We start from the raw sequence: 15,077 nt of genomic DNA on the forward strand, positions 1-15,077 counted from the left end.
AGGTCCGAGGCAGCTTACGTCCGGTCGAGGCAGGGACGAATGCCCACGTCGAAACCGAGGACCCCATGCGCCACGCCGCTAACGCGCCCCTTCGCGGGAAATGACGCCGACCCGCTGCGCCCAACACTGGTACGCGGTGGCCAGCTCCGCGGCGAGGTCGGGGCGGCGCTCGGCGAGATCGGTCACCTCGGAGCGGTCGGTGTCCATGTCGTAGAGCTCCCATGGCCCCGCGTGCTCGCGGACCAGCTTCCACCGCCCCCGGCGTACGGCGGCGTTGCCGAGGTGCTCCCAGAACAGGGGCGTGTCCGGGACCGACGCGCCACGCAGGGCCGCCACCATGGTGCGCCCCTCAAGGTGCGGCACCGCCCGCCCTCGGTACTCGCGCGGGTAGTCGACGCCGGCGGCACCGAGCAGGGTGGGCAGCACGTCGGTGAGCTGAAAGGGCGTTCGGACGATCCGCCCTGCGGACAGGCCGCCCGCGGGCCAGTGCACGATGAACGGGGTCGCGATGCCTCCCTCGTGGACCCACCGTTTGTAGAGGCGGAACGGGGTGTTGGACAGGTTGGCCCACGCGGGACCGTAACTCGCGTAGGTGTCCTCCGGGCCGGGGTCGATGCCCGGGATGTTGCCGACGCGCAACTCGGCGCCTTCCCGGGTGGCCGCCGGCACTATCTGCCGCTTGGCCCGGAATTCCTCGGGGTCACCGAGCGGCAGCGTCTCGGCGCAGCCGCCGTTGTCCGACAGAAACACCACCAGGGTGTCGTCGGAGACCCCGGATGCCTCCAACCGGTCGAGGATACGGCCGATGCCCCGGTCCATCCGCTCCACCTGGACCGCGTACACCTGCATGCGGCGTGCCTCCCACGCCTGATCCGGTGCCGAAGCCCACCGTGGTTGCGCCGGGTCGGGCGCGGACAGTGCCGACTCGGCGCCGAGGAGGCCTTCGGCGCGCAGCCGGTCGAGCCGGCGAGCGCGCAGTTCGTCCCAGCCCGCTGCGTAGACGCCGTCGTACCCGGCGATGTCCTCCTGGGGCGCGTGCAGCGGCCAGTGCGGCGCGGTGTAGGCGACATAGGCGAAGAACGGACGACCGGCGGCAGCCTCCCGGCCGATGAACTCCACCGCGTGATCGGTGATCGCGTCGGTGTAGAAGAACTGCGGATCTCGGGTCTCAGCGCTCGCGTCCATCTCGCCGCGGTACAGGGTCGCCGGGTCGTAGTAACTCCCGCATCCGCTGAGCGTCCCGAAGAAGTCGGCGAATCCTCGCCGGGTGGGCCACGAGTCGGCCGGCTCCCACAACGGCCCGCTCAGGTGCCATTTGCCCGACATGCCGGTGGCGTATCCGGCGTCTCGGAGCACCTCGGCGACGGTCACGCAGCGGTCGTTGAGGCTGCCCGGGTACCCTCCGGGTGCGTCGTTGCCGGCCAGGACGCCGATACCGGTCTGGTGCGGGTGCAGCCCGGTCAGCAGGGACGCGCGCGACGGGCTGCATCGTGCCGTGTTGTAGAACTGCGACAGCCGCACCCCGGACCGCCCGATCCGGTCGAGATTCGGCGTGCGGATCTCACCGCCGTAACAGCCGATGTCCGAGTACCCCAGGTCGTCGGCGAGGATCAGCACGATGTTGGGCTGTCTCATGTCGTACTCCCGCCCTGCGGACGCAGCCAGGCGGCCGTGTCCGGCCCGAGCGGATCGCGGCCCGCGTCGAGGGTGTCGCTGCGCAGGAGGGTGACCGTGTTCGCGGGCACCGGCACCTCCGTGGCGCCGAGATTGACGACGCACGCGAAGTCCGGTCCGCGCCGGAAGTGCAGGACCGGGCCGGCTCGGCCCACCCAGTCGAGCTCCTGCGGGACATCCAGCTTCCGCCGGATCCGCAGCGCCCGCGCCACGAGGTGATAGGTGGAAGCCGGGTCGTCCACCTGGTTCGCCACCGAGAGCCGTCCCCACCCAGGGGGCTGCGGCAGCCACGGGTCCGCGGACCCGAACCCGGCGCCGTCCGGTGCCGACGTCCAGGGCAGGGGCACTCGGCAGCCGTCGCGTCCTCGGCGCCGCCCGCCGGAACGGGTCCAGATCGGATCCTGGAGGCGATCGTCGGGGATGTCCATGTAGTCGGGCAGCCCGAGTTCCTCACCCTGATAGAGGTAGGCGACACCGGGCAGCGCCAGCATCAGCAGCAGCGCGGCCCTGGCGCGGCGGCGGCCCAGGTCCTCGTCGACCGGGCCCAGCTCGTGACCGGACCTCCCCTGATGCTTGCGGGTGTCGGCACGGCCGTAACGGGTCACCGTCCGTTCGACGTCGTGATTGGACAGCACCCAGGTCGGCGGCGCACCGGAGAGGGACATCGTGCGGAGCGTGGAGTCGATCACCGTGAACAGATCGCCCGCGTCCCACGCGGACTGCAGAAAGGGGAAGTTGAAGGCGGTGTGGAGTTGGGCCGGCGCCACGTACCGGGCCAGCCGCTCGGGATCCGCCACCCACGCCTCGGCCACGAAGACCCTTGGCGGGTCGTACGCGTCGGCCACCGCGCGCCAGCCCCGGTAGATGGCGTGCACCTCGTCGCGATCCCGGTGCGGATGGTCCGGCACGTCAGTCAGGACGAGCAGGTCTTCCTCCCGGTAGCCCAGATCGGGATAGCCGGGGTGCTTGATCAGACCGGTGGCGACGTCGATCCGGAACCCGTCGACCCCGCGGTCGAACCAGAAGCGCAGCAGGCCCAGGAACTCCGCGCGGACCTCGGGGTTGGACCAGTTCAGGTCAGCCTGGCTGGGATCGAACAGGTGCAGGTACCACTGCCCGTCGGGCACCCGGGTCCAGGCCGAGCCGCCGAACGTGCTGCGCCAGTCGTTGGGCACGACCTCCCCGGTGGGTCCCCGACCGTCCAGAAAGTGGTACCTGGCGCGCTCCGCGGAGCCCGGCGGAGCGGCGAGCGCGGCCTGGAACCAGGGGTGCTCGGTGGACGTGTGGTTCGGGACGACGTCCAGGATGACCCTCAGGCCATGCCGGTGCGCCTCCGCGATGAGTTGCTCGGCCTCGCGTACGTCGCCGTATTCGCGGGCGATGGCGCGATAGTCGGATACGTCGTAGCCCCCGTCATTGTTCGGCGACTCGTACCACGGCGTGATCCAGATGGCGTCGACACCGAGGCCGGCCAGATAGCTCAGGCGGCTGCGGATCCCGGCGATGTCGCCGATCCCGTCGCCGTCGCCGTCCGCGAACGACCGGATGTAGACCTGGTAGATCACCGCGGTACGCCACCACTCGACGTCACCCATCGGCGGCTCCGATCAGTTCCGGCTCGAGGCCGGTCAGGAACTCGCGCAGCGCCGCCAGCTCGCCGTCGTCGAGGGTCCGCAGCGGTGGGGCGACCGCGGCCCGGCACAGACCCCGCATGGCCAGGGTCGCCTTGACGACCGGGACTCCGGCCCTGATCCGGTGCACCCCGAGCAGCCGGATGACCCGTTTCTGGGCCAGGAGAGCACGCTCCTGATCGCCGGCGTGATACGCGGCGACCAGGTCCAGCGCGACGCGCGGGGCGATGTTGGCGATCCCGGGGGTGATCCCGTCCGCGCCCGCGGCCAGCGCGTCGAGCATCGTGCCTTCGGCTCCCTGGTTCACCCCGAAGTCCGGCCGGTCGCCTTTGACCTCGAGCCACTGACGCAGGATGTCCGTCTCACCCGAGCTGTCCTTGACGCCGACGACGTGCTCCATGTCGGCGACGGCCGCGATCGAGCCCTCCGAGAACGGCGGCGCGTACCGTGGGATGTTGTACGCGATCACCGGCACGGCCGCGGTACTGATCGCTCGGTAGTGTTCGATGATGTCGCGCTCGTCATGGTGGAAATAGCAGGGCGGGCTGAGGGCGACCGCGTCACACCCGGCCTCGGCGGCGATCTCGGCCCGGCTGAGCGATTCACGGGTGCCGGCTGCGGAGACGTTGACGATGACGGCGCCATCCGGCACCAGCCGCCGCCAGTGGTCGACGGCGTCGCCGAGGAACGCGCCGATCTCCGCCGTCTGGTGCAGCGGCCCCTCGCCGTTCGTGCCGAGGAGCATGATCTTCGTGATGCCCGCGGCGGCGAGCGCCCCGAAGTATCGCAGGCCGGCCGCGAGGTCCGGTCGTCCGCTCTCGCCGATCGGGGTCACGGCGGGGACGATCACGCCTGACACAGACATCAGTACCCCCGGATCTCTGGCCAGGCCAGCTCGACGCCGTCGGCCTTCAGCGCGCTCTGGAACGCCCGCAGGTGTCCCTCCTTGCGCCGGACGTCATGCGGCTCCACCGTCTCCCCCAGGCAGTAGGCCACCAGCGAGGCGGCGGCCTCGCCGATGTTCCACTCCACCGGGTGGAGCCGGTAGCAGCCGTTGGTGATGTGCGTGCTGCCGATGTTCTTGCCGGCCGACAGCAGGTTCCTCATGCGCACGGGCAGCAGGGCGCCGAGCGGGATCTGGAACGGGCAGCTGGCGACGTCGATGTAGTTGTCGCCGCCCGTTGAGGGGTGCAGGTCGATCCGGTACATCCCGATCCCGACCGTGTCGTCGTACTGCGTCGCGCCCGCCGCACCCCGCACGGCGAGAGACACGTCCTGTTCGACGACCGTGTACTCGGCCCTGATCCGCCGGGACTCGCGGATGTACGGCGCGGCGGCGAAACCGTCGGGAGTGTCCATGACATCCGGCCGCAGCCGCAGTCCCGGCCAGCCCCGGCCGCCGTCCGGCCGCGGCGCCTCGGTCTGCAGCCAGTAGAGCATGCTCGCGGAGAGCTCACGCGCGCCGGCGAGATGGCGGGCCTTCTCCTCCTCGCTCACCCCGATGATGGGCCCCGCCACGTAGTCGATCATCGGCCAGTTCACCAGGGTGACGTCGCTGGTCACGAAGCCGGGTTCGTACTGCTCGCGGGCGACGGCCCGGCGGAACTCCCACAGTTCGCGGTCCCCTGGGTCCTCGCTCTGGTCGGCGAGCACAGGCCCGGACCGGATGTTCGGAGTGAACGTCCGCGTCAGCGGCTCCCGCGTCCGCGGGTCCGGGGCGGTCAGCCCGATCTGCGGTCCCGGCCAGTAATCCGGACGGTACGCGCGCCAGTGGTCGTACGCCGCCGGCCGGGCGATCACATGGTCCTCGCCCTCCCGGTGATCGACGGCGAACACCCAGGAGAACGCCTGCATGTTGCCGGGCTGCGCCACCTCGGGCGCACTCGGCTCCCCGGTCTCGTGCCGGGACTCGAACCCGGTGACATGCTCCGCACCGGCGAGCGGCAGGACGTCGCCGAGCTCGGTGGCGTCCAGATAGTACGGGCTCGCGATGTGCACCAGGCCGACGTCCGCGCAGTCCACCGTCACGCTGCGGACCCGGTCGCCGTCGGTCTCCGCCGCCACCGGCCGCGCACCGAGCAGGATGCGCAGCCGGCCGCTGCTCAAGTAGGGGTCGACCAGCGCGCGCAACACCGCACCGCTGACCCGCGGCTCATGGCACAACGCACCGACCCGGCCCAGACCGGGATTCAGGTGTGGCTCGTTCCTGGCCGCCGCGGTGAGGGGATACCACGTCCGATAGTAGTCGCGAACCGCGGTCCGGTAGCGGCGGTAGGAGGCGGTGCAGCCGAACTGCTCGATCCACCTGTGCTCATCCGGGGGCACGCCCTGGCTGGTGAACTGCCCGCCGATGCGGTCGCCTTCCTCGGTCAGGACCACCCGCAGCCCGTGTCGCAGAGCTGCGAGCGCGGCGGCGACTCCGCCGACACCGCCGCCGATGATGGCCAGATCCGCATCAGTGATCCGCGATTCCAACGTGTTCCCCCTGTGTGCATGTGGATTCAGGCGCCCTCTAGGTCGAGGGCGGCGTTCGCCACCAGGGTGAGCTCCACCGAGGCCGGCAGCCGGGACAACACCAGCTCGAACGCCGGCTGTCCGAAGCGGTAGGACTCCCCGAAGTCGAGCGTCGCCAGCTGGGCCAGATAGTGCCAGTACTGGACCGGCAGCGGCTGGTCCAGGCCGAGCCGGGTCCGGGCGGCCGCCACCTCGGCGCCTGTGGCGTCCGGTCCGAGCAGCACCAGTGCCTGGTCTCCGGGGGGGAGCCGCATGATGAAGAACACCAGTGTGGCGGCCCCGAAGATGATCAGGACGCCCGTCGCCGCCGTGCGCAGCGCATACCTGGTCATCGCCGGACCACCCGGCTGATCGAGTTGCCGCGTACGTCCGTGCACGGCACGACCAGCTGAAGAGGCGGCTGGTCCGCACCCTCGAGCAGGTTGACCAGCAACTGCACCGCGGCCCGGCCCATCTCCACCCGTGGTATCTCGAACGACGTCCAGATCCTGGTCGCGGTCGGCGCCGGGGCGGAGCCCAGGAACGCGACCGACAGGTCGTCCGGGATGCGCAGGCCGGCCGCCTCGGCGACCTCGGCCAGGGCGAGGCCGGTGGCGTTGTCCTCGGAAGGCTCGACCAGGACCGCCGTGATTCCCGCCCGCACCCATCCGGTGACCCGGTCCGCGCCGATGTCCTCGGCACCGGAGGAGAACTCGACCACGAGGTCGTCCGGGCTCAGGCCCGCGGCCTGAGCACCTTGGCGCAGGCCGAGCTCGCGATCATCGCCCGGCTCGGCGCCGTCGGTCTGCCGCAGGAGCAGGATCCGCTGATGCCCGAGCGCGACCAGCTCCTCCACGAGGGCCGCGGTCGGAGCGACGTAATCCGGGGCGACGTAGGACAGCTCGGTTCCCTCGATGTCGCGCCGTCCGATGAAGACGAACGGGAAGCCCTCCTTGACCAGGTTCGCCAGGTCGTCCCGCGAGATGTGCCGGCCCAGCAGGACACAGCCGTCGGCTTTCAGCAGCGCGTTGCGCCCCCTGGCGTAGACCCCGCCTTGGGCGGTGTTGGCCGAGGTGAACAGCAGCAGGTCGTAGCCGAGCCGCGCCGCCTCCTCCTCCACTCCGACCAGGAACGGGTGGTAGAAGTCTCGCTGGTCGACCGGGAACACCGACTCGAACGTGTAGAGCCCGATGGTCTTGACGGTCATCCCGCGCAGGGCACGGGCGGCGGGGTTGACGGCGTACCCCAGGTCTTCGATCGCCTGTTGAACCCGCCGGCGGGTCTCCTCGGCCACCTGCACGCCCGGGCGCTCACTGAGCACGAGGGAGACGGTGGCCTGGGACACTCCGGCCCGCTGGGCGATCTCGACTTGAGTGGGGCGTCGCGGCCCGGCTCGTTTTCGCATGGCGATCCAGTTGACTAATACGTAACGACTCGGAGGCACTCTAGGGACCCGGCGGCGGTCTCCACAAGGGGTAGGTTTCCCGGATATTGCCATTTAATGTCGCAAACCAGTCCCATTAGGAGCATTTGTTGCCTCTTGTGAGGCGGATATGGCGTCTGTACGATCCTCGATCTATACGTATCAGGTCGCTTCATGAGAGGTAGAGGCCATGTCCGAGGGGACCGATCGTCGAGCGCTGTTACGGATCGGCGGTGCGGCGCTGGGCGCGGCCGCGGCAGCCGCGTCATGGGGACCCTCACCCGCGGCGGCCGCCGCCGTGGACCCGCAGGATGTCGTCACACCCCAGCAGTTCGGCGCGGTGGCCGACGGGCAGCACGACGACACCGACGCCATTCAGCAGGCCATCAACGCCCAGCAGACCCGGCTGAACCGGATCGTCGTCTTCCCGCCGGGCACCTACCGGATCACCCGCACCATCGTCATCCCCGACCTGCCCGGGGAGCCCTTCAACCGCATCCAGCTGCGCGGTGACAGCACCATGACGAACCGCGCCTCGATCATCCAGGTGACACACGACGGAGTGGGCATCGACGTCCGGTGCTCCCTCGCCGCGATCTACGGCCTGGCCTTCGTCGCCCCTGCCAAGACCGCCGGCAATGTTCCGCGGCGCCGTGACGGACGCCGTGACCACACTGCGTCGATGCGGCGACCATCGCGCCCGCCAGGAGCCGGTAAGAGCATGCCCAGGCCCGCGTCCATGTCCACGACGCCGAGGAGATCAAGCGGTCAGCCGCAGTCGCAGCCGCAGCCGTCGCAGCAACAGCCGTCCTCGCCCGGGCAGCAGGAACCGCAATTGCTGCAGTTGCCGCAGCAGTCGTAGCCGGAGCAGTCGAAGCGCTCGCAGCAGGAGCCCTCGCGGTCCTCGTCCCAGGGGGGCCGGTACAGGCCGCACGTGCAGCAGCTCAGCGCGGTGCACGCCAGCGACAGCAGCCCGCCGGGATCCCGCTTCGGCGGCTGTTGTTTCGGCGGCGCGCCGGGATCGCCGGGCGCGTGTCCTGGCGGATGGCCGGGGCCGTGCGTTCCGGCGGTGGCGAAGGCTCGGGAGACGGCGCTGCCGGTCTCCCGCACCAGCAGGGCGCGCGTCAGGGCGGGGCGGGGCAGGTCCAGCTCATCCACGGCGGCGCGCAGCTCGGCGTGCGCGGCGTCGCAGTGGCGGCGCGCCTCGTCCAGGCCGGTCCCGGTGGCGGCCAGCGGGTTGTACGCCCCGGACGCCTGGTCGTCAGCCAGGTCCTCCACCGCGTCGATCAGGTGTGCCAGCTTCCCGAATCCGCGACCGGCCGCCTCCAGGGCCTCCCGGTTGTGCGGCTTCCCCGCGAGCACCGCGGTGTGCGCGAACGCGGCGGCGACGGCGTCCTCAGTGGGCCCCGTCAACTCTCGTAACCCGGGCGCCGCGCCGCTCCCCGGGGGCGCCTGGGCGGGGGCGCGTTCCAGGAGGGCCTGGCGGCCGGCCGCCGCCGTCAGCGGGGTGGGGTCGAACCCCAGCGTGCCGGCCATGGCCGTGCCGGCCGAGGACCAGCGGCCCGCCAGGCGGGTGGCGCCGGCGGCCACCGGGCGGCGGGCGTACACGCCGTCCCCGTCCGCCACGTGGTCGCTCACCTTGCCGGCCGCCAGGAGCAGCGACACCGAGGCCGCCAGCCGTACCCCCTCGGACTCCACTACGTCGGCGCCCTTGAAGCCGCGTAGCGCACACGGGCCCGCCCTCCGGCGCGACGCGGACGCGGGCGACTGGGCCTCGGTGAGGACGGACACGAGCAGGCCGTCGTAGTTGGTCACCAGGCGGGACAGATGTCCGTGCTCGTCGCGGAGCGCCAGGCAGAGCCCGCACAGGTGGCCCATCCAGTCCGCGTAGAGCCCCTTGCACATGACGTGCCGACACGGGCGGACAATGCCGAACATACGTCCCCTTATGTGCGTATTAGAGAGCCAACCGTAGCACCAGGCCGCCGACGGTTTCCGGCGATCAACGCGGAGGTGGACTGATACAAATGGGGCATGAGCGAATCCGTCGGGTATCCCCCACAGCGGAACGTGCCGCCGGCCCGGCGTGTCTACAGCCGGACCTACCGTGTGTGGGCCCACGTGCTCCTGTGGACGCCGATCGTGCTCACGGCGGCCGGCGTCGCCCTCGGCCTGGGGCTGTTCGCGGCCGCTGACGCCGACCCGACGTACGGTTCGTCCGCACTCGGCTATCTCGGCATCGTCGTGTGGGGCGCCCTCGCGGTCCTGTCACCGGCCCTGCTCGGGTCGTTCATCGGCGGGCTGGTCATGCTGAGCCGCTCGCGCCGCTGAGGCTGATGGGCGCGCCCAGGCGGACAAGCACAAGATGCGATCTTGACACCCGCACCGGTATCTCAGCGCGATCGACTCTCGATCAGATCGTGGAGCTGCTGAGTCAGGGGATCGTGCGGGCGAGCGGCGTGGGACATGTGCAGCCAGCCGTCGGCGTCGATCTGGAAGAGATCGTCGCGGATGGACGGGTCGGCACCGCGTTCCAGGAGCAGGCGGATCACCTCGACATGATCGCCCGGGATCGCCCAGTGCAGGCCGGTCCGCCCGAGATAGGGCGCGACGTCGGGGTCGACGCCGCGGTCGAGGAACCAGCGTGCGACCTCGATCCGGCCGTGCTGGCAGGCGTGGACGAACGCCTCCCCGACGATCTCCTCCGGGTCATCGGTCGCCGGCAGCCGGGACGGAAAGCCGGCTGTAGCGTCCGCGAGGTTGGGGCGCGCCGACGCGGCGTCCGGACGTAGCCTGCCGTCCGCGTCGAAACAGGCCCGCACCAGATCCAGCCGGCCGCAGGCGGCATACGTCCAGAGCGCCTGCGGGACGATCCCGTGCTCGGCGAGTAGGTCCACGACCTCCGTGTTGTCGAGGAGGATGGCGTTCTCCAGCGGGGTGCTGCCCCACTTCCGGGTGCCAGGGTCCGCGCCGGCTTCAAGCAGCAGGCGCACATATTCGACCCGGTTGGAGCGGGCAGCCCAGATGAGCGGGACGTTCAGGTCGGTGGCCTTGCTGAGCAGGACCTCCACTGCGGCGCGCGGCACGCCGAGCTCCTTCTCGAGCCGGACGCCGGGGATCGTCTCGGGGCCTGCGAGCATGTCCAGCAGGGTGTCGGCCTGCTCGGCGGTCAGACCGGCCAGCCGATCGATGTCGCCGGCCAGCAGGGCTTCGGCCTCGTGGTGCAGCCGCCGCCGCTTCTCGTGGCGTTCGTCGAGATCGCGCCTGGATTTCTCGGTGAACGATAGGAGTTCCCGCCAGGTTGGGAAGCCCAGCTCCCGCGCGATGATCAGCTGCGCGTCGCGAAGCTCGGCGCTCGCGGCGGAGGTCGCGGTGGCGTGCCGGGGCACATAGGCCCGCAACCGTTGCAGCGCACCGGGATCGTCGCGGCGCAACTCGACGAGGAGGGCGTCGGCCATCGAGGCGTAGATGCCCGGCCTGATTCCCATGAGGCGGGAGACCGGCCGTTCTTCGGTGGTGCTGCGGCTCTCGACGTGGGCGCGGAACTCGGCCCAGGTCCGGAATCCGTGTTCCTGGGCGAGCACGAACTGGGCATCGCTGAGCAGGAACCGCTTGGCGGCTCGATCGCCCAGCACGTCGGCAACCCGGGCTTCGGCTGCCGCATCGCCCGCCGCATACGCGTGATGCAGGTGCTTGGCCTGCTTACGGTAGTAGTCCAGGTTCGGATGGGCCGGCAGCTCGAAATGACGATCGGACATCGCAACCTCCTTCGTCGCCGAGGTCCGCTTGCCCGGCCGGAAAGAGGTTGGTCTTGTCCAGTGCGTTGACGTGCTGCTCGAGGTGGGAAAATCCCTGCCCGCGGACTGGCAGCGCCCTCGCACGCTCCCTTTCAGAGTAGTGATCGGCTCTGCGTGGAGGCAACCGTCAGGAAACGATGCCGTGCACCGCCTCCGGCACGAGCGGCATCCTCGATGACGTACACGTACCGGTCCTCGGCCAGCTGCCACACCGCTTCGACATCGTTGGGCCAGAACGCCGGATCCTTGCCGAGGAGCTTGGTGTACCACTCCACGGCGCTCTTGCAGTCGCGGACAGGGATGCCCGCGAAGATCCCCACTGTCACGGTCGGATCTCCTCTCCATCGGGGCCGGGAAGGACCCAGCTCGCCAAAGGAATCGACTCCGCGCGTCTGCGGAAATCATCGGTGTCAGGGGACGTCACCAGAGGCACAGGCCCGGCCGCTTGCCCACAACCCCGGGTTGAAAAAGTGTGTTCTGGCGATATGTCCGGACGATCGCCGCCACTCTAGCCTGCGCTGAAGACCAGTGATCCAGGTCACAAAGGAGCGGCACGATGAGCTTCCTCTCTCCCCTGCGCAGACCATGGGCCGTCACCGTGCTAGGCGTTCTCCTCGGGCTGGCGGGCCTGTTCACCACAGCGCTGACCACGCCGGCCGCGCGGGCGGCGTCGCTGGTGCAGGTGTCTTCCTTCGGCACCAACCCGGGCAACCTCGCGATGTACGCCTACCGCCCCGACGGTCTGCAGAGCGGCCGCCCGCTGGTGGTGCTGCTGCACGGGTGCACCCAGAACGCCAGCGGCTATTTCACGAGCAGCGGCTGGCGGAAGTATGCCGACCAGTGGGGCTTCGCGCTCGTGCTGCCCCAGACGAGCAGCGCCAACAACTCCTCGAGCTGCTTCAACTGGTTCGAGACCGGTGACACCACTCGGGGGGCGGGCGAGGCGGCCTCGATCCGCGCCATGGTCGCGTACGCCGTCGCGAACTACGGTACCGACCCCGCCCGGATCTACGTCAGCGGCCTGTCCGCGGGCGGGGCCATGTCGGCCGTCATGCTGGCCACCTATCCGGATGTGTTCGCCGCCGGCTCCATCGCGGCCGGGCTGGCCTATCGCTGCGCAAGCAGCCTGACCCAGGCGTCGAGCTGCCAGTACGGCCCCACCAGCAAGACGCCGCAGCAGTGGGGCGACCTGGTGCGCAACGCCTGTGCCGGCTGCGCGGGCCCGTACCCGCGCGTCGCGATCTGGCAAGGTCTGTCTGATTACACCGTCGTTCCGGCCAACGGCACCCAACTGCGTGACCAGTGGACGAACGTGCGCGGCGTCTCGCAGACCCCCACGTCCACACAGTCGCTCACCGGCGGCACTTCTCTCCAGGTGTACGGCGACGACGACGTGCGCCTGTACCAGATCACCGGAATGGGGCACGGCCTGCCGATCGACCCGGGAAGCGCTGCCGACCAGTGCGGCACCACTGCGGCGTACTTTCTGGACACCATCTGCTCTGCCTACCACGACGCGCGTTTCTTCCGCCTGGACGGCGGCCAGACCACCCCACCGACCTCCACCCCCACGCCCACGCCGACACCGACGACTTGTGTGTACGCGAGCAACTACGCCCACACCACCGCGGGCCGCGCCTATCAGTCCGGCGGCAACACCTACGCCAACGGCTCCAACGACGCCATGGGCCTATGGAACACTTTCGTCACCCACACGCTCAGGCAGACCGGCCCGAATTACTGGGTCCTCGCCGACGGCCAGTGCTGACCTCCGAGGTACCGGCTGCGCGTGTACGGGTCATGGTGCAGATCGCGGAACTCTCGCTCCGGACGATGGTGTGTCGGACCCGAGCGATAGCCTGTCGGCCATGCGAGTGGGCATCGTGATTCTGCCTGACCAGCGGTGGTCGGAAGCGTCGCGGCGGTGGCGCCAGGCGGAGGAATACGGGTTCGACCACGCCTGGACCTACGACCACATGGGCTGGCGGGACCTCGTCGACGGCCCTTGGTTCGACGCCGTGCCGGTCTTGACCGCCGCGGCGCTGGTGACCTCCCGCATCCGCCTCGGCACGATGGTCGCCTCACCCAACTTCCGCCATCCGGCGCACTTCGCCCGCGAGGTGACCGCGCTCGATGACATGGCCGGTGGACGGCTCACCCTTGGCCTGGGCGCCGGCGGCATGGGATATGACGCCACCGTGCTCGGGCTGCCCGCGATGTCCCCGCGCCAGCGGGTCGACCGCTTCGCCGAGTTCGTGACGCTCCTCGACGGGCTGCTGCGGGACGGCAGTGCCGACTTCAGCGGGGAGCACTACCGAGCCGTCGACGCCCGCAGCACTCCAGGGTGCGTGCAGCGGCCGCGGGCGCCGTTCGTCGTCGCGGCCAACGGGCCGCGTTCGATGCGCCTGGCCGCCCGATTCGGACAGGGCTGGGTGACCACCGGCGAGCGCTGCACCGATCTCGGCGCGTGGTGGCAGTCGGTCGCCGAGCTGGCCAAGCGGTTCGACGATGTGGAGGCCGCTGCCGGGCGGGGCCCGGGCGAGCTCGACCGCATGCTCTCGCTGGACGCCGCACCGGTGTTCTCCCTCTCCAGCGCCGGCTTCTTCGCCGACGCTGCCGGGCGGGCCCGCGAGCTGGGCTTCACCGACGTGATCACGCACTGGCCGCGGTCCGACAGCTGGTACGCCGGCAGCGAGGCCACCTTGGAGACAGTGGCGACGAACGTGTTGCCTGCCATCCAGCAGACAGCGCCCAGGCTCGGCCCGCCTACGTCGACGTCCCGCGTCGAGCCGCGCTGACTGTCGTCGGGGCCTCCGCCGACGATGCGGTCGTGTCGATCCCGAGACCGGCTAGGCCGAGCCGCCCACGAGGATTTCGGTCGGCAGGTAGATGCCCGGCTCCCCTGTGGGGCCTTCCTCGATCTCGAGCAGGCAGCGCTCCACCAACGCGGCCGCGGCCTGCTCGAACGGCAGCCGCACGGTCGTCAGCGGCGGATCCGTGAGCCACTGAAGAGGGCCACCGTCGAAGCCGGTCACGGCCACGTCGTGGCCGACCCGCAGCCCCGCCGAGCGTACGGCGCGGATCGCCGCGACGGCCAGCCAGTCGGCCGCGGTGACCACCGCGGTGGGGCGCCGACGCCCGCGCAGCAGCCGGCCCACGGCGGCCTCGACCTTCGCCTCCGGCTCCTGCACCAGCCACGAGCCGGGCACGGACAGGCCGTGATGCCGCATGCGGGCGCGGAAACCGTCCACCCGCTCGATGAACCAGTAGCCCGGCAGGCGGGGCCCCACGTAGGCGATGTCCTCGTGTCCTTTGCTCACCAGGTAGTCGACCATGGAAGCGACGCCCGCGGCGTTGTCCACGTCGACCCACGACTGCGGCAGGTCGGCCTCGGTGCGCCCGAACGAGGCGAAGGGCATCCCCACTCCCGCGAGATAGCGGGCCCGGGGATCGTCGATGCTGGAGTCGGTGATCACGAATCCGTCGACTCCATGGGCCGCGACGAGCTCGCCCAGCCTGTCGGTCACGTCGCCGGGCGAGGTGAAGACGAGGATCTGATATCCCCGCCGCTCGGCCTCACGCAGCAGAGGCGAGACGAAGGACACCGCGAAGACCTGGTTGGACTCCAGCAGCGCGCCGGAGACGTGGAACCCGAGCTGGCGGGTGCGCTGCAGGCGCAGGCTGCGTGCCTGCCGGTTGGGCTGGTAGCCGAGATCCTCCACCGCGGCCAGCACCCGCAGGCGGGTCTCCTCGGGGATGCCGCTGCCCGGCCGCTCGTTGATGACGAACGAGACCGTGGTCGGCGAGACGCCGGCAAGGCGGGCCACGTCCGCCATGGTCGGGCGCCGTCTGCGTCCCCGGGCCCCCTGCCTGGTGCTCATCGGCCGCTCCGTGCTGATCGCTCCCCCACTGCTCCCCGGTCGCTCCGTGCTGATCCCGCGTCCGCCATCCTGCGGGCCGTCGCCACCGCGACGCCCCGGCGGTGACGGTGTGGTCCGGCGGCTTCACGCGTGCGCATGCGCCCGGCCCCTCGGCCGGGCGTGATCAGCGTAGCGCAGG

The 15,077-nt window shown here is 70.6% G+C and carries 14 protein-coding genes; 4 read left to right on the forward strand and 10 right to left on the reverse strand.

What is annotated here, in order from left to right; genetic code table 11:
- Positions 1 to 78: 78 nt before the first annotated feature.
- The 6 genes from OHA25_RS48580 to OHA25_RS48605 are packed head-to-tail and all read right to left on the reverse strand — an operon-like array spanning position 79 to position 7,203.
- A complete protein-coding gene (locus tag OHA25_RS48580) occupies positions 79 to 1,635 on the reverse strand; it encodes an arylsulfatase (protein ID WP_327583627.1) in 1,557 nt (518 codons plus the stop codon).
- On the reverse strand, positions 1,632 to 3,269 hold the full coding sequence (locus OHA25_RS48585) for an alpha-amylase family glycosyl hydrolase (RefSeq protein WP_327583628.1): 1,638 nt from the start codon (positions 3,267 to 3,269) through the stop codon (positions 1,632 to 1,634). Before OHA25_RS48585 ends, OHA25_RS48580 begins: the two co-directional genes overlap by 4 nt.
- Positions 3,262 to 4,170, reverse strand: a complete 909-nt coding sequence (locus OHA25_RS48590) for a dihydrodipicolinate synthase family protein (RefSeq protein ID WP_327583629.1) — start codon at positions 4,168 to 4,170, stop codon at positions 3,262 to 3,264. The genes OHA25_RS48585 and OHA25_RS48590 overlap by 8 nt, the downstream gene beginning before the upstream one ends.
- Complete coding sequence (locus OHA25_RS48595; RefSeq protein ID WP_327583630.1) at positions 4,170 to 5,780, reverse strand: FAD-dependent oxidoreductase; 1,611 nt, start codon at positions 5,778 to 5,780, stop codon at positions 4,170 to 4,172. Before OHA25_RS48595 ends, OHA25_RS48590 begins: the two co-directional genes overlap by 1 nt.
- A 26-nt stretch (positions 5,781 to 5,806) precedes the next feature.
- On the reverse strand, positions 5,807 to 6,151 hold the full coding sequence (locus OHA25_RS48600) for an ABC transporter permease (RefSeq protein WP_327583631.1): 345 nt from the start codon (positions 6,149 to 6,151) through the stop codon (positions 5,807 to 5,809).
- Complete coding sequence (locus tag OHA25_RS48605; RefSeq protein ID WP_327583632.1) at positions 6,148 to 7,203, reverse strand: LacI family DNA-binding transcriptional regulator; 1,056 nt, start codon at positions 7,201 to 7,203, stop codon at positions 6,148 to 6,150. The genes OHA25_RS48600 and OHA25_RS48605 overlap by 4 nt, the downstream gene beginning before the upstream one ends.
- 208 nt (positions 7,204 to 7,411) lie before the next feature.
- Between OHA25_RS48605 and OHA25_RS48610 the strand changes: the two genes are divergently transcribed.
- Complete coding sequence (locus OHA25_RS48610) at positions 7,412 to 8,083, forward strand: glycosyl hydrolase family 28-related protein (RefSeq protein WP_327583633.1); 672 nt, start codon at positions 7,412 to 7,414, stop codon at positions 8,081 to 8,083.
- Here the strand turns inward: OHA25_RS48610 and OHA25_RS48615 are convergent.
- Positions 7,990 to 9,159 carry a DUF5685 family protein gene (locus OHA25_RS48615; RefSeq protein WP_327583634.1) on the reverse strand — a complete coding sequence of 390 codons (1,170 nt, stop codon included), beginning with the start codon at positions 9,157 to 9,159 and terminating at the stop codon, positions 7,990 to 7,992. The two genes, OHA25_RS48610 and OHA25_RS48615, sit on opposite strands and share 94 nt — an antisense overlap.
- 96 nt (positions 9,160 to 9,255) lie before the next feature.
- Between OHA25_RS48615 and OHA25_RS48620 the strand changes: the two genes are divergently transcribed.
- Positions 9,256 to 9,552 carry a hypothetical protein gene (locus tag OHA25_RS48620; protein ID WP_327583635.1) on the forward strand — a complete coding sequence of 99 codons (297 nt, stop codon included), beginning with the start codon at positions 9,256 to 9,258 and terminating at the stop codon, positions 9,550 to 9,552.
- 62 nt (positions 9,553 to 9,614) lie between these two features.
- Here OHA25_RS48620 and OHA25_RS48625 read toward each other — a convergent pair whose 3' ends face one another.
- Positions 9,615 to 10,979, reverse strand: a complete 1,365-nt coding sequence (locus OHA25_RS48625; protein ID WP_327583636.1) for an ankyrin repeat domain-containing protein — start codon at positions 10,977 to 10,979, stop codon at positions 9,615 to 9,617.
- Between the two features lie 131 nt (positions 10,980 to 11,110).
- Positions 11,111 to 11,344, reverse strand: coding sequence for a hypothetical protein (locus tag OHA25_RS48630; RefSeq protein WP_327583637.1), 234 nt, complete (start codon positions 11,342 to 11,344; stop codon positions 11,111 to 11,113).
- Positions 11,345 to 11,574: 230 nt separating this feature from the next.
- Between OHA25_RS48630 and OHA25_RS48635 the strand changes: the two genes are divergently transcribed.
- Both OHA25_RS48635 and OHA25_RS48640 read left to right on the forward strand, forming a co-directional pair.
- Positions 11,575 to 12,786, forward strand: coding sequence for an extracellular catalytic domain type 1 short-chain-length polyhydroxyalkanoate depolymerase (locus tag OHA25_RS48635; protein WP_327583638.1), 1,212 nt, complete (start codon positions 11,575 to 11,577; stop codon positions 12,784 to 12,786).
- Positions 12,787 to 12,886: 100 nt separating this feature from the next.
- On the forward strand, positions 12,887 to 13,816 hold the full coding sequence (locus OHA25_RS48640; protein WP_327583639.1) for an LLM class flavin-dependent oxidoreductase: 930 nt from the start codon (positions 12,887 to 12,889) through the stop codon (positions 13,814 to 13,816).
- Positions 13,817 to 13,867: 51 nt separating this feature from the next.
- Here the strand turns inward: OHA25_RS48640 and OHA25_RS48645 are convergent, their stop codons facing one another.
- On the reverse strand, positions 13,868 to 14,899 hold the full coding sequence (locus OHA25_RS48645) for a LacI family DNA-binding transcriptional regulator (RefSeq protein ID WP_327583640.1): 1,032 nt from the start codon (positions 14,897 to 14,899) through the stop codon (positions 13,868 to 13,870).
- Between the last annotated feature and the right edge of the window lie 178 nt (positions 14,900 to 15,077).

It is taken from the genome of Nonomuraea sp. NBC_00507, assembly GCF_036013525.1.
GTDB lineage: Bacteria > Actinomycetota > Actinomycetes > Streptosporangiales > Streptosporangiaceae > Nonomuraea.